Origin of the sequence: Streptococcus mitis (assembly GCF_016658865.1) — a bacterium.
GTDB classification, from domain to species: Bacteria; Bacillota; Bacilli; order Lactobacillales; family Streptococcaceae; genus Streptococcus; species Streptococcus mitis_BT.
Window position 1 is genome coordinate 1,064,217 of the sequence record NZ_CP067992.1, and the last position, 14,063, is coordinate 1,078,279.

General features: G+C 41.2%; 12 protein-coding genes. 7 read left to right on the forward strand and 5 right to left on the reverse strand.

The window, feature by feature from the left end:
* Positions 1 to 37 precede the first annotated feature (37 nt).
* Together pcrA and JJN14_RS05205 are read right to left on the reverse strand one after the other, a co-directional pair.
* Positions 38 to 2,329 (reverse strand): DNA helicase PcrA, encoded by a 2,292-nt coding sequence (pcrA, locus tag JJN14_RS05200; RefSeq protein ID WP_201058031.1) that lies wholly within the window; start codon positions 2,327 to 2,329, stop codon positions 38 to 40.
* Between the two features lie 181 nt (positions 2,330 to 2,510).
* Positions 2,511 to 4,181: a formate--tetrahydrofolate ligase gene (locus JJN14_RS05205; RefSeq protein ID WP_201058032.1), complete on the reverse strand. Its 1,671-nt coding sequence runs from the start codon at positions 4,179 to 4,181 to the stop codon at positions 2,511 to 2,513.
* Positions 4,182 to 4,410: 229 nt separating this feature from the next.
* On the opposite strand from JJN14_RS05205, the gene coaB reads away from it, so the two are divergent.
* The 5 genes from coaB to JJN14_RS05230 all read left to right on the forward strand — a co-directional run bounded on the left by coaB (position 4,411) and on the right by JJN14_RS05230 (position 7,441).
* Positions 4,411 to 5,100, forward strand: a complete 690-nt coding sequence (gene coaB, locus JJN14_RS05210) for a phosphopantothenate--cysteine ligase (protein WP_201058033.1) — start codon at positions 4,411 to 4,413, stop codon at positions 5,098 to 5,100.
* 11 nt (positions 5,101 to 5,111) lie between these two features.
* Entirely contained in the window at positions 5,112 to 5,663 is a 552-nt protein-coding gene (gene coaC / locus JJN14_RS05215) for a phosphopantothenoylcysteine decarboxylase (RefSeq protein WP_201058034.1), read from the forward strand.
* Positions 5,647 to 6,210 (forward strand): ECF transporter S component, encoded by a 564-nt coding sequence (locus JJN14_RS05220; protein ID WP_000747412.1) that lies wholly within the window; start codon positions 5,647 to 5,649, stop codon positions 6,208 to 6,210. Before coaC ends, JJN14_RS05220 begins: the two co-directional genes overlap by 17 nt.
* A gap of 175 nt (positions 6,211 to 6,385) precedes the next feature.
* A complete protein-coding gene (locus JJN14_RS05225; protein WP_042751246.1) occupies positions 6,386 to 6,913 on the forward strand; it encodes an ECF transporter S component in 528 nt (175 codons plus the stop codon).
* Between the two features lie 12 nt (positions 6,914 to 6,925).
* Positions 6,926 to 7,441 carry a transcription repressor NadR gene (locus tag JJN14_RS05230; RefSeq protein WP_070843033.1) on the forward strand — a complete coding sequence of 172 codons (516 nt, stop codon included), beginning with the start codon at positions 6,926 to 6,928 and terminating at the stop codon, positions 7,439 to 7,441.
* Here the strand turns inward: JJN14_RS05230 and JJN14_RS05235 are convergent.
* From JJN14_RS05235 to JJN14_RS05245, 3 genes are all read right to left on the reverse strand, one after another.
* Complete coding sequence (locus tag JJN14_RS05235; RefSeq protein WP_201058035.1) at positions 7,438 to 7,905, reverse strand: 8-oxo-dGTP diphosphatase; 468 nt, start codon at positions 7,903 to 7,905, stop codon at positions 7,438 to 7,440. The genes JJN14_RS05230 and JJN14_RS05235 overlap by 4 nt on opposite strands.
* A gap of 22 nt (positions 7,906 to 7,927) precedes the next feature.
* Positions 7,928 to 9,916 carry an excinuclease ABC subunit UvrB gene (gene uvrB, locus JJN14_RS05240; RefSeq protein WP_201058036.1) on the reverse strand — a complete coding sequence of 663 codons (1,989 nt, stop codon included), beginning with the start codon at positions 9,914 to 9,916 and terminating at the stop codon, positions 7,928 to 7,930.
* Between the two features lie 76 nt (positions 9,917 to 9,992).
* Positions 9,993 to 10,946 (reverse strand): CPBP family intramembrane glutamic endopeptidase, encoded by a 954-nt coding sequence (locus JJN14_RS05245; protein WP_201058037.1) that lies wholly within the window; start codon positions 10,944 to 10,946, stop codon positions 9,993 to 9,995.
* A 173-nt stretch (positions 10,947 to 11,119) separates the two neighbouring features.
* Here JJN14_RS05245 and JJN14_RS05250 point away from each other — a divergent pair, with 173 nt between their 5' ends.
* Entirely contained in the window at positions 11,120 to 13,270 is a 2,151-nt protein-coding gene (locus tag JJN14_RS05250) for an ABC transporter substrate-binding protein/permease (RefSeq protein WP_201058038.1), read from the forward strand.
* Complete coding sequence (locus tag JJN14_RS05255) at positions 13,270 to 14,010, forward strand: amino acid ABC transporter ATP-binding protein (RefSeq protein ID WP_201058039.1); 741 nt, start codon at positions 13,270 to 13,272, stop codon at positions 14,008 to 14,010. The genes JJN14_RS05250 and JJN14_RS05255 overlap by 1 nt, the downstream gene beginning before the upstream one ends.
* Positions 14,011 to 14,063 lie beyond the last annotated feature (53 nt).

Here is a 14,063-nt window from a genome sequence, read left to right on the forward strand (position 1 = left end):
TCCTCCTCACTTTATTATTCGTGAGAAGGATGAAAAATTAGATTTTTTTCTCAATGGGGGCTACACTAGCTAAAAGTTTTTTCAAACCAACTTCTGGGAAATTGATTTTCAATTCCTGCGTAGCACCGCTACCTGAAACTTCCAGAACAGTACCTTCGCCCCATTTCTTATGGAGAGCAATGTCACCAATGGACCAATTTGTCTCACTAGACGCAGATTTTGCACCAGCTGAAAATTGACCAAATGGAAGACTGCTTGACTGGATAGTTTTTGGTGCCGCGCCGCGTTTACGATCTTGGATTGCCTGGGCAAGACTCATACCTTGACCGAAGGCAACCCCACCACTGCTATAAGATGCCTTAAAGCTTGTATTGGCTGGACGGGCTAAGCCTTGATACTCAAGCAAGTCTGAACTGATTTCGTTAATAAAACGAGTTGGACGGTTGTAGTTAGTACGACCGAAAAGCAAGCGTGAGTTGGCATTGGTCAGATAGAGAATTTTCTCTGCACGCGTAATTCCTACATAGGCCAGACGGCGTTCTTCCTCTAATTCATCTTGATCTTCAGCCGCACGGCTAAGCGGAAAGACATTTTCTTCCATCCCAATCAAAAAGACAACTGGAAACTCGAGACCTTTGGCGGCATGCAGAGTCATCAAGGTCACTTCTGATGTCTCCTGACTACCTGAATCTGTGTCCGCAATCAAGGCCAAGTCATTTAAGAAACGACTCAGTTTATCCAAACCAGTTTCCTCTTCTGCACCATCAGAAGTGTCATCAAAGTTTTTCGTCACAGAGAGGAACTCTTCGATATTTTCAACCCGAGCCTTGCTTTCTAGAGTCGCTTGGGCATTGAGAATATCGACGTAACCTGTTTTTTCTAGGACAGCCTCAACCAACTCAGTGATACTTAATTGGTCCAGTTGCTCCCGCAAATCCAGAACCATATTGGCAAAATCCCAGATAGATTGAGCTGCTTTTCCTTTGATGCCAGATAACATGATATTTGCTGAAGCATCTAGCATAGACATATTTTGCATATTCGCAAAATCACGGATTTTCTCAACAGTGCCTGGCCCGATTCCACGTTTAGGCTCGTTGATAATACGTTCAAAACTGATATTGTCACTCAAATTGGCAATAAGGTTGAGGTAGGCAATAATATCACGAATTTCCTTACGACTGTAGAATTTAGTCCCACCAACCATGGTATAAGGAATATTAGACTTGAGCAGGGCTTCCTCAATAGTACGAGACTGCGCATTAGTCCGATAGAGAACTGCAAAATCCTTGTGAAGGAAGTTTTGACTGCGACTAAGTTCATCGATGGTTCTAGCTACAAATACAGCCTCGTCCAGCTCATCATTGGCACGATAGTATACGATTTGCTCCCCATCAGCGTTTTGAGTCCAGAGATTCTTAGGACGGCGGTTTTTATTGTTTTTAATGACCTCATTAGCCGCTTGGAGAATGGTTTTAGTTGAGCGGTAATTTTCCTCCAACAAGACAACCTTGGCTTGAGGATAATCCTTTTCAAAGTCCAAGATGTTCTGCATATCAGCACCACGCCAACCGTAGATAGACTGATCCGCATCCCCAACCACACATATATTTTTAAAGCGAGAAGCCAAGAGTTTAACCAGTTGGTACTGAGCGTGGTTGGTATCTTGGTACTCATCAACGTGGATGTACTGAAATTTCTGCTGATAGTAGGTCAAAACATCAGGATTTTGATCAAAGAGACGTAAGGTCAGCATAATCAAATCATCAAAGTCAACCGACTCTGACTGACGAAGCTCTTTTTGATAGGCTGTATAACACTGGGCTACGATTTGCGTGTACATATCGCCAGCTTGGGCAGCATAAGCCACATCATCAATCAAATCATTCTTAGCATTGGAAATGGTTCCTAAGATGCTTCGTTCATTCCATTTTTTCGGATCAAGGTTCAACTGCTTGAGAATGCGTTTCATAAGTGTTCGCTGTTCACCAGGATCTACAATGGTAAAATTACGATTGTAGCCAATATGATCCGCATCGCGACGGAGGATACGCACACACATGGAGTGAAAGGTCGCTATCAAACAGTCCTGGGTTGCTGGATTAAGTCCGTAAGCACGCTCTTTCATCTCACGCGCAGCCTTGTTAGTAAAGGTAATGGCCAAGATGTTCCACGGATTGACCAGCTTTTCATCAATCAGATAAGCGATGCGATGGGTCAAAACTCGGGTCTTTCCAGAACCAGCCCCCGCCATGATCAACAAGGGACCTTCTGTCGTTTGCACCGCCTCAGCCTGACGGTCATTCATTCCATTTAATAATGCGTTCATCTTTTCTTCCTTACTCTTGAAGTCAATATTTCTATTATATCAGAAATCAGGGAAAATATCTTTACCTAGACTGATTGCTTATAGAAAGCAACTCTTTCATCAGCTGAAGACAAGGCCTTATATCTAGATAAAAAATGAGCTTGGATAGTATTTCCAAACTCATTTGAATTCAATTAAATTATTAGAACAAACCTAGGACAGTTCCATCGCTTTCAACATCCATGTTGAGAGCAGCTGGTCGTTTTGGAAGTCCTGGCATGGTCATGACATCACCAGTTAAGGCAACAATAAAGCCTGCACCTAATTTTGGCACCAATTCGCGAATGGTAATTTCAAAGTTTTCAGGTGCTCCAAGTGCATTTGGATTGTCTGAGAAGCTATACTGGGTCTTAGCCATACAGATTGGCAATTTGTCCCAACCGTTTTGAACGATTTGAGCAATTTGTGTTTGAGCTTTCTTCTCAAAGTTTACTTTGCTACCACGGTAGATTTCAGTAACAATCTTTTCAATCTTTTCTTGGACAGAAAGGTCATTGTCATACAAACGTTTATAGTTAGCTGGGTTTTCAGCGATAGTCTTAACAACTGTTTCGGCAAGTGCTACTCCACCTTCTGCACCATCAGCCCAGACACTAGCCAATTCAACTGGTACATCGATTGAGGCACAAAGTTCTTTCAAGACTGCAATTTCAGCTTCTGTATCAGATACAAACTCGTTAATTGCCACAACAGCTGGAATACCGAACTTACGGATATTTTCAACGTGGCGTTTCAAGTTAGCAAAACCGGCACGAACTGCTTCTACATTTTCCTCTGTAAGAGCATCCTTAGCCACGCCACCATTCATCTTAAGGGCACGAAGGGTTGCAACAATAACTACTGCATCTGGAGATGTTGGCAAGTTTGGTGTCTTAATATCAAGGAATTTCTCGGCACCAAGGTCTGCACCAAAACCAGCTTCAGTAACTGTGTAATCAGCCAAGTGAAGGGCTGTTGTAGTTGCCAAGACAGAATTACATCCATGAGCGATATTGGCAAATGGACCACCGTGCACAAAGGCAGGTGTTCCGTAAATTGTCTGAACCAGGTTCGGCTTAATCGCATCCTTCAAAATCAAAGCTAAGGCACCTTCAACCTGCAAATCACCTACAGAAACAGGTGTACGATCATAGCGATAACCGATAACAATATTAGCCAAACGGCGTTTCAAGTCCTCGATGTCTGTTGCCAAGCAAAGAATCGCCATGATTTCGGAAGCGACGGTAATGTCAAAGCCATCCTCACGAGGAATACCGTTTAGAGGACCACCAAGTCCAACGGTTACATGACGAAGGGCACGGTCGTTCAAGTCCACAACACGTTTCCAAAGAATGCGACGTTGGTCAATTCCCAACTCATTTCCTTGGTGTAAGTGGTTGTCAATTAAGGCAGAAAGCGCATTGTTAGCAGTCGTAATGGCATGCATATCCCCCGTGAAGTGGAGATTGATGTCTTCCATTGGCAGAACTTGAGCGTAACCACCACCAGCAGCACCACCCTTAATCCCCATTACAGGACCAAGAGATGGTTCGCGGATAGCGATCATGGTTTTCTTGCCAATCTTGTTCAAGGCATCCGCAAGGCCAATGGTAATAGTTGATTTTCCTTCACCTGCAGGTGTTGGATTGATGGCAGTAACCAGAATCAATTTCCCAACTGGATTGCTCTCAACTGCACGAATTTTATCAAAGCTGAGCTTAGCCTTGTACTTTCCGTACAACTCCAAATCGTCGTAAGAAATACCAAGTTTCTCTACAACATCAACGATTGGCTTCAACTCAATACTCTGTGCGATTTCAATATCTGTTTTCATTCAAAACTCCTCTAACCTCTTATATGATAATTCATTATAACACAAAACAAGATTTTTAACATCCGAAAACTCTCTAAACGTTCGTAAATATCCCTATTATTAAGCTTTTTAGAGCCCTTTCTTAAATTTTATATGGCTTTATAGTTTGAAACTATAGTAAATCTTCGTTTTTACCAAAAATTTATCACTTTCATTTTACTTACCGTTTATTTTTGTGTACAATAGTGCTATGAAAATTTTAGTTACATCGGGCGGTACCAGTGAAGCTATCGACAGCGTCCGCTCTATCACTAACCATTCTACAGGTCGCTTAGGGAAAATCATTACTGAAACCATGCTTGCTGATGGGCATGAAGTTTGTTTAATTACGACAAAACGAGCTCTGAAGCCAGAAGCTCATCCCAACCTAAGTATTCGAGAAATTAACAATACCAACGACCTTCTTCTAGAAATGCAAGAACGTGTTCGTGATTATCAAGTTTTGATTCATTCAATGGCCGTATCTGATTACACTCCTGTTTATATGACGGGGATGGAGGAAGTTCAGGCTAGCTCCAATCTAGAAGAATTTTTAAGCAAGCAGAATCATCAAGCTAAGATTTCTTCAACTGATGAGGTTCAAGTTTTGTTTCTGAAAAAAACACCCAAAATCATCTCTCTAGTCAAGGAATGGAATCCTGCTATTCATCTGATTGGTTTCAAACTGCTGGTTGATGTTTCCGAAGACCATCTGGTTGACATTGCTAGAAAAAGTCTTATCAAGAACCAAGCTGACTTAATCATTGCAAATGACCTGACTCAAATTTCAGCAAAGCAGCACCGCGCAATCTTTGTTGAGAAAGATCATCTTCAAACAGTCCAGACTAAAGAAGAAATTGCAAAACTCCTCCTTGAAAAGATTCAAGCATATCATTCATAGAAAGGAAAGCTATGGCACATATTCTCTTGGCTGTAACGGGCTCAATTGCCTCTTACAAGTCGGCAGATTTAGTCAGTTCTCTAAAAAAACAAGGCCATCAAGTCACTGTCTTAATGACTCAGACTGCTACAGAGTTTATTCAACCTTTGACACTGCAGGTACTCTCACAGAATCCTGTCCACTTAGATGTCATGAAGGAACCCTATCCAGATCAAATCAATCATATCGAACTTGGAAAAAAGGCAGATGTATTCATCGTGGTACCTGCAACTGCTAACACTATTGCAAAACTAGCCCACGGTTTTGCGGACAACATGGTGACCAGTACGGCTCTAGCCTTGCCAAGTCATATTCCCAAACTCATCGCACCAGCTATGAATACAAAAATGTATGACCATCCAGCAACTCAGGCTAATCTGAAAACATTAGAAGGCTACGGCTATCAGCTGATTGCTCCTAAGGAATCCCTACTAGCTTGTGGCGACCATGGACGAGGAGCTTTAGCCTACCTCACAATTATTTTAGAAAGAATAAAGGAAACTCTCGATGAAAAAACGCTCTAATATTGCACCCATTGCTATCTTTTTTGCAACCATGCTTGTGATTCATTTTCTAAGCTCACTTATCTTTAACCTTTTTCCATTTCCAATCAAACCAACCATCGTTCATATTCCTGTCATTATTGCCAGCATTATCTACGGTCCTCGAGTTGGGGTTACACTTGGATTTTTGATGGGGCTTCTTAGCTTAACTGTTAACACGATTACGATTCTACCAACAAGCTACCTCTTCTCACCATTCGTCCCAAACGGGAACATCTACTCAGCTATCATTGCTATCGTCCCACGTATTTTGATTGGTTTAACTCCTTATCTAGTCTATAAACTAATGAAAAACAAGACTGGTCTGATTCTAGCTGGTGCCCTTGGTTCACTTACCAACACAGTCTTTGTCCTTGGTGGAATTTTCTACCTTTTTGGAAATGTTTTTGATGGTAATATCCAAAAACTCCTAGCAACCGTTATCTCAACAAATTCGATTGCCGAATTAGTCATTTCCGCAGTTCTAACCCTAGCCATTGTTCCAAGACTACAGACTTTGAAAAAATAAAAACAATCTCCACTTTCAAACCTGAAGGTGGAGATTTTGTTTGAAGTAGTTCCTTTTTAGTGAAATCTTTACCAATATTTAATTTAAAATGGCCTATAAACTTAAGTAAATCCTTGCTTTATTATCTTGTTTATAGTACTATACTAGTGTATATACAGTTAAAAAGGAGATTCTTATGAACACACGGAAAAAGACACAATTTATGACAATGACTGCCCTTTTAACGGCTATTGCGATTTTGATTCCAATTGTTATGCCTTTCAAGATCGTCATTCCACCTGCTTCCTATACTTTAGGAAGCCACATCGCTATTTTTATCGCTATGTTCTTGTCGCCCTTGATGGCAGTTTTTGTCATCCTAGCCTCTAGTTTTGGATTTTTGATGGCTGGCTATCCTATGGTTATCGTTTTTCGAGCTTTCTCTCATATCGTTTTTGGTACCCTAGGAGCTCTTTACCTACAAAAATTCCCCGATACCCTAGATAAACCAAAATCTTCCTGGATTTTTAACTTTGTGTTAGCTGTCGTTCATGCCCTTGCTGAAGTATTAGCCTGTGTCGTTTTTTACGCAACTTCTGGTACCAATGTAGAAAATATGTTTTATGTTCTATTTGTACTAGTTGGATTTGGCACAATTATCCATAGTATGGTAGACTATACATTAGCACTAGCTGTCTATAAAGTGCTTCGAAAACGCCGTTAAAAAGGAAAAGCTATGACAAAAGATCGCAAACAAGCTCTGCTCCAACTCTTGAAAGAAGCTCCTAAAGCCCTCAACGGCCAAAGTTTGGCGGAACATTTTCATGTCACACGTCAGGTCATTGTGCAGGACATTGCAATTTTGAGAGCCGATGGCGCTCCTATCCTATCCACTAATCGTGGCTACGTCTATAAGCAAATTGAAACCAATCCATATGTCCACAAACTTTTCAAAGTGAAACATGAAGTTGAAGAAATCGGTCAGGAACTCCTTGCTATCGTTGATAATGGTGGGCGTGTTCAAAATACCTTGATTGACCATCCCGTTTATGGAGAAATCGAAACATTGCTGAAACTGTCTTGTCGCCGAGACGTGCAACATTTTCTAGAACAAGTCGAGCATTCTGACTTTAGACCTCTGTCTGAATTGACAGATGGCATCCATTACCACCTAGTTGAAGCCGAAACACAACAAGACCTCCGATATATCGAGGAGGCCTTGGATCAGCTCGGTTATTTAGTAAAAGACTAGAAAATTTTCTTTTCCCAATCGTCTTCTGTACGGCGAGGGTAGAAAAATTCAGATTTGTCAGGAGCTTCCATCATCTCCATCAAGGGTAACATATCATAGGCCAGATCCAAGTTTGGAATCTGGTCTTTTTGCACCCAAGAAACTTCTCCCTCATCTGAAGAGCGAAGAGTACCAGAGAACTCAGTTGCCTTATAACAAACGACAATATAGCGCCCGCCTGTATCCAGAGGCCAATTTTTAATGCCTACCAGTTGAGGATTTTGGATAGTCAATCCTGTTTCTTCGTAGATTTCACGAATGACAGACTCCGCAAAAGCCTCACTATTTTCAACATGACCTCCAGGAAAGGCATAACCAGACCAGCGATTGGTTTCAGGAGCGCGATACTGCATGACTACGCGCTGAGTTTCTAAGTCTTCAATCAGACAAATATTTGTTAAAATCGTTAATTGGGAACGGGACATATTTTCTCCTTTAGGTAATATTCTAATCCAACGCCTTGACTTCCAACATCATATCCCGAATCTGAGCTGCTAGTTCAAAATCAAGCACTTCGACGGCTTCTTGCATTTGTTTTTCAAGTTTCTTGACTAGTTCTTTGCGCTCTTGTTTGTTGAGACTGTTGATGTCAACTTCCTTGTCTTCTTCTTTAGCAACTGCCTTGGTCACAGCAATCAGATCACGGATTTCTTTCTTGATTGTCTGAGGCACAATACCGTGTTCTTCATTATAGGCCATCTGGATTTTACGACGACGAGCAGTTTCATCGATGGCACGTTGCATAGACTGAGTCACAGTGTCCGCATACATAATGACATGCCCTTCGCTATTACGGGCAGCACGTCCAATGGTCTGGATGAGTCCACGCTCGTTACGAAGGAAACCTTCCTTGTCAGCATCGAGAATAGCTACGAGGCTCACTTCAGGAACGTCAATTCCTTCACGGAGCAGGTTGATTCCGACCAAGACATCAAAGACACCCAAGCGCAGGTCGCGGATAATCTCCGTCCGTTCCAAGGTCTTGATATCCGAGTGCATGTACTTGACCTTGATGCCCATTTCCTTGAAGTAGTCGGTTAAGTCTTCTGCCATTTTCTTGGTCAAGGTGGTGATAAAGGTTCGCTCGTTCTTCTCAACACGGGCATTGATTTCACCTAAGAGGTCATCAATCTGTCCCATAGTCGGACGGACTTCCACCTCAGGATCCAAAAGCCCTGTCGGACGAATGATTTGCTCAATCACTGTCTCGGTCTGTTCATTTTCATAGTCACCAGGTGTCGCTGAAACATAAACAATCTGATGCACATGGCTTTCAAACTCTTCGCGACGTAAAGGTCGATTGTCCAAGGCAGACGGCAAACGGAAACCATAATTAACCAGCATTTCCTTACGCGAGCGGTCTCCATTGTACATGCCCTTGATTTGCCCCATGGTCATGTGACTTTCATCAATCATAATCAAGAAATCATCTGGGAAGAAGTCAAGAAGCGTATAAGGAGGCTCACCTTCGCTACGACCATCCATGTGGCGTGAGTAGTTTTCAACACCGTTGGTATAGCCCATCTCGCGCAGCATTTCGATATCATACTCTGTACGTTGCTTCAAGCGCTGGGCTTCTAGCAATTTACCTTCCTTTTCAAAGATAGCTAACTGCTCCTCCAACTCGGCCTGAATCTTGGCAATGGCAACTTCCATGTGGTCGTCATTGGTCACAAAGTGAGTAGCTGGGAAAATAGCCAAATGATCCACTTCTCCCAACACCTGACCAGTCAGAGCCTCAACCTCACGAATACGGTCAATTTCGTCTCCAAAAAACTCTACTCGAAAAGCGTGTTCATCACGAGATGCTGGGAAAATCTCCACTACATCCCCACGAACTCGAAATTTTCCACGTTGGAAATCAATATCATTTCGCTCAAACTGAATATCGACCAAGTCATTTAAGAGTTTATCACGAGAAATTTCAAGACCTGGACGGAGACTAACTACACTATCAGCGTATTCCTTGGGCGAACCCAAACCATAGATACAAGAGACTGAGGCCACGACAATAACATCATTACGCTCCAAAAGGGCTGAAGTAGCAGAGTGGCGGAGTTTGTCAATCTCGTCATTGACAGAGCTATCCTTTTCAATATAGGTATCGCTAGAAGGGACATAGGCCTCAGGTTGGTAATAATCATAGTAAGATACGAAGTACTCAACTGCATTTTCAGGGAAAAATTCCTTAAACTCCCCATAAAGCTGTCCTGCTAGAGTTTTATTGTGGGCAATAACCAGAGTTGGTTTATTGACTTTGGAAATGACCTGACTCATGGTATAGGTCTTCCCTGTTCCGGTCGCCCCCATCAGAATCTGAGCTTTTTCTCCACCCTCGATATTATCAACCAACTGCTCGATAGCTTGTGGTTGATCTCCTGATGGTTGATATTTTGATACTAATTTAAATTGATTATCTGTAATACGATTGATCATAAGAATCCTCTCTCGATATGCTATTCCTATTTTAGCATACTTGTAGCATTTTCACGAAGAAAAGGACAGACCAAAGTCATATCCTTTCATTTTCTTTCTTTAATTGATAGGCGAGATAGACAATCAGCAGTAGTAAGACCAGACTTGTCATGATGGAACCCTCAATACCAAAAGATCCACCTGATAGCCAGCCTTGATTGCCTTGTGGTAAAAAGGTCATCAGCGATGTTCCTGACGGCTGACCACTAACTAAAATCCCAAATAGATTTCCCTGAGCAAAATTCCAGGCTCCATGAATACCTGCAACACCCCAAACTGTATCAGTTTTGAGAAGGTAAAGAGCCATGGCAACTCCGAATAAGAAGAGATTTACTAAAGATAGTGGTGTTAGACCAGAATTGCCCATATGAAGCAGGGTAAAAAATATGCTAGATATAACAACAGCTAGTTTTAGATTGGTTCTTGAAGCCAATTGAGGAAGGAGCCAAGCACGGGCCACCACTTCTTCTGTTGTCCCCTGTAAAATCCAAAATGGAATGGTAAAAATGACAAAGGCAAGCGAATAAGGATTAAAATGAATGGACTCAAAACGATATTGCCCTAATGCTACTAAACCTAACAAGGTCAGAAGAAAAAGTGCCAGACCTAGCCCAAATCCTTTCAGAAGATTGCTGAGGAAATTCTCTCTATAAAATCCCAAGGTTCGAATAGGTCTTTTCTCAACTTTTCTAGTCCATCTGAACACAGTGTTGAGAATAAAACCAAAGGCCAGCAATTCTAAAATTAAACGAAAATCACTTGTTTTATCCATCAAGCTCTGCTGCAAGGTCTGCAAGTAGATTGCAAAAGCTTGACCAGCCTCTCCAAAATTTCTAGCAAGTCCGATGAGAGCTAACAAACTAATACCATATAAAGTATAAGCCACAAACTCTCCAATAAAGACAAAAGCAAAGGCTAACAAGGGGCTTGTGTAAAGGTTTAACCGCATTTGAGAAGCTTGGAAGTCTTTAAAAATTCTTTTGTTCTTCACATCTCAGTCCTCTTTTCTTCCATTATATACTATTATTATAGCACTTTGTGGTCACAGTTCAAGAAAGAAATAAAGGGCTTTTATGTTAGAAGATATAACATAAAAGCCCCTAGATTTGCATTTTTTAGTTTTTTCTGATATAATGGGAAAATATTCGGAAAAGGAGACTAAAAATGAAGAAAAATTTTCTAGCATTTTTGCTAATTTTATTCCCAATTTTCTCATTAGGTATTGCTAAAGCAGAAACAATTAAGATTGTGTCTGATACCGCCTATGCACCTTTTGAGTTTAAAGATTCAGATCAAACTTATAAAGGAATTGATGTTGATATTATCAACAAAGTCGCTGAGATTAAAGGATGGAACATTCAGATGTCTTATCCTGGTTTTGACGCAGCGGTCAATGCGGTTCAAGCTGGTCAAGCTGACGCTATCATGGCTGGAATGACAAAAACTGCAGAACGTGAAAAAGTTTTCACCATGTCTGATACTTACTATGATACAAAAGTTGTCATTGCCACTACTAAGGCACACAAGATTAGTCAGTATGACCAATTGTCTGGTAAAACTGTTGGGGTTAAAAATGGAACTGCCGCTCAACGTTTCCTTGAAAGTATTAAGGACAAATACGGCTTTAGTATTAAAACATTTGACACTGGTGATTTGATGAACAACAGCTTGAGTGCTGGTGCCATTGATGCCATGATGGATGACAAACCTGTTATCGAGTATGCTATTAACCAAGGTCAAGACCTCCATATTGAAATGGATGGTGAAGCTGTAGGAAGTTTTGCTTTCGGTGTTAAAAAAGGAAGCAAATACGAACACCTTGTTACTGAATTTAACCAAGCCTTGGCTGAAATGAAAAAAGATGGTAGTCTTGATAAAATCATCAAGAAATGGACTGCATCATCTTCTTCAGCAGTGCCAACCACAACTACTGCAGCTGGTCTAAAAGCAACTCCTGTTAAAGCTAAATACATCATTGCCAGCGATTCTTCTTTTGCACCTTTTGTTTTCCAAAACTCAAGCAACCAATTTACTGGTATTGATATGGACTTGATTAAGGCCATCGCTAAAGACCAAGGTTTCGAAATTGAAATCACCAACCCTGGTTTTGATGCTGCTATCAGCGCTGTTCAGGCTGGTCAAGCAGATGGTATCATTGCAGGTATGTTTGTCACAGATGCTCGTAAGGCAACTTTTGATTTCTCAGAATCTTACTACACAGCCAATACTATCCTCGGTGTAAAAGAATCAAGCACCATTGCTTCTTATGAAGATTTAAAAGGGAAGACAGTCGGTGTTAAAAACGGGACTGCTTCTCAAACCTTCCTAACAGAAAATCAAAGCAAATACGGTTACAAAATCAAAACCTTCGCTGATGGTTCTTCAATGTATGACAGTTTAAATACTGGAGCAATCGATGCCGTTATGGATGATGAACCTGTTCTCAAATATTCTATCAGTCAAGGTCAAAAATTGAAAACTCCAATCGGTGAAACAGCCTTTGCCGTTAAAAAAGGAGCAAATCCAGAATTGATTGAAATGTTCAATAACGGACTTGCAAACCTTAAAGCAAACGGAGAATTCCAAAAGATTCTTGATAAATACCTAGCTAGTGAGTCTTCAACTGCTTCAACAAGCACTGTTGATGAGACAACTATCTGGGGCTTGCTTCAAAACAACTACAAACAACTCCTTAGCGGACTTGGTATCACTCTTGCTCTAGCTCTTATCTCATTTGCTATTGCTATTGTTATCGGGATTATCTTCGGTATGTTTAGCGTTAGCCCCTACAAATCTCTTCGCGTCATCTCTGAGATTTTCGTTGACGTTATCCGTGGTATTCCATTGATGATTCTTGCAGCCTTCATCTTCTGGGGAATTCCAAACTTCATCGAGTCTATGACAGGTCAACAAAGTCCAATTAACGACTTCGTAGCTGGTACTATTGCCCTCTCACTCAATGCAGCTGCTTATATCGCCGAAATCGTTCGTGGTGGTATTCAAGCCGTTCCAGTTGGTCAAATGGAAGCCAGCCGAAGCTTGGGGATCTCTTATGGAAAAACCATGCGTAAGATTATCCTGCCACAAGCAACTAAATTGATGTTGCCAAACTTTGTTAACCAATTCGTTATCGCTCTTAAAGATACAACTATCGTATCTGCTATCGGTTTGGTTGAACTCTTCCAAACTGGTAAGATTATCATTGCCCGTAACTACCAAAGTTTCAAGATGTATGCAATCCTTGCTATCTTCTATCTTGTAATTATCACACTTTTGACTAAACTAGCGAAACGCTTAGAAAAGAGGATTCGTTAATGGCAAAATTAAAAATTGATGTAAATGATTTACACAAAAGCTACGGAAAAAATGAGGTTTTAAAAGGAATTACAACTAAGTTCTATGAAGGAGATGTTGTTTGTATCATCGGTCCTTCAGGTTCTGGTAAGTCAACCTTCCTCCGTAGCCTCAATCTTCTAGAAGAAGTCACTAGTGGTCACATCACTGTGAACGGTTATGACTTAACTGAAAAAACTACCAACGTTGACCACGTCCGTGAAAATATTGGAATGGTTTTCCAACACTTCAACCTCTTCCCACACATGTCTGTATTGGACAACATCACTTTTGCTCCTATTGAGCACAAGTTGATGACTAAGGAAGAAGCTGAGAAATTGGGAATGGAGTTGCTTGACAAGGTTGGGCTAGCAGATAAAGCTAATGCTAATCCAGATAGCCTATCAGGTGGTCAAAAACAACGTGTGGCTATCGCTCGTGGACTAGCAATGAATCCTGATATCATGCTCTTTGATGAACCAACTTCTGCCCTTGACCCTGAGATGGTTGGAGACGTACTAAACGTTATGAAGGAATTGGCTGAGCAAGGTATGACCATGATTATCGTAACCCATGAGATGGGATTTGCCCGTCAGGTTGCCAACCGCGTTATCTTTACTGCAGATGGTGAATTCCTTGAAGACGGAACACCTGATCAAATCTTTGATAACCCACAACACCCACGTCTGAAAGAGTTCTTGGACAAAGTATTAAACGTCTAAACACAAACTGTAAGGATTTCCTTGCAGTTTTTTTCTATCTCGTATTGGATTTT

Coding starts and splice junctions, on each gene's coding strand:
- JJN14_RS05220 (WP_000747412.1), top strand. CDS start 5,647: ATGAAAAAACGCTCTAATATTGCACCCATTGCTATCTTTTTTGCAACC.
- JJN14_RS05235 (WP_201058035.1), bottom strand. CDS start 7,905: ATGTCCCGTTCCCAATTAACGATTTTAACAAATATTTGTCTGATTGAA.
- uvrB (WP_201058036.1), bottom strand. CDS start 9,916: ATGATCAATCGTATTACAGATAATCAATTTAAATTAGTATCAAAATAT.
- JJN14_RS05250 (WP_201058038.1), top strand. CDS start 11,120: ATGAAGAAAAATTTTCTAGCATTTTTGCTAATTTTATTCCCAATTTTC.
- coaB (WP_201058033.1), top strand. CDS start 4,411: ATGAAAATTTTAGTTACATCGGGCGGTACCAGTGAAGCTATCGACAGC.
- JJN14_RS05230 (WP_070843033.1), top strand. CDS start 6,926: ATGACAAAAGATCGCAAACAAGCTCTGCTCCAACTCTTGAAAGAAGCT.
- pcrA (WP_201058031.1), bottom strand. CDS start 2,329: ATGAACGCATTATTAAATGGAATGAATGACCGTCAGGCTGAGGCGGTG.
- JJN14_RS05255 (WP_201058039.1), top strand. CDS start 13,270: ATGGCAAAATTAAAAATTGATGTAAATGATTTACACAAAAGCTACGGA.
- coaC (WP_201058034.1), top strand. CDS start 5,112: ATGGCACATATTCTCTTGGCTGTAACGGGCTCAATTGCCTCTTACAAG.
- JJN14_RS05205 (WP_201058032.1), bottom strand. CDS start 4,181: ATGAAAACAGATATTGAAATCGCACAGAGTATTGAGTTGAAGCCAATC.
- JJN14_RS05225 (WP_042751246.1), top strand. CDS start 6,386: ATGAACACACGGAAAAAGACACAATTTATGACAATGACTGCCCTTTTA.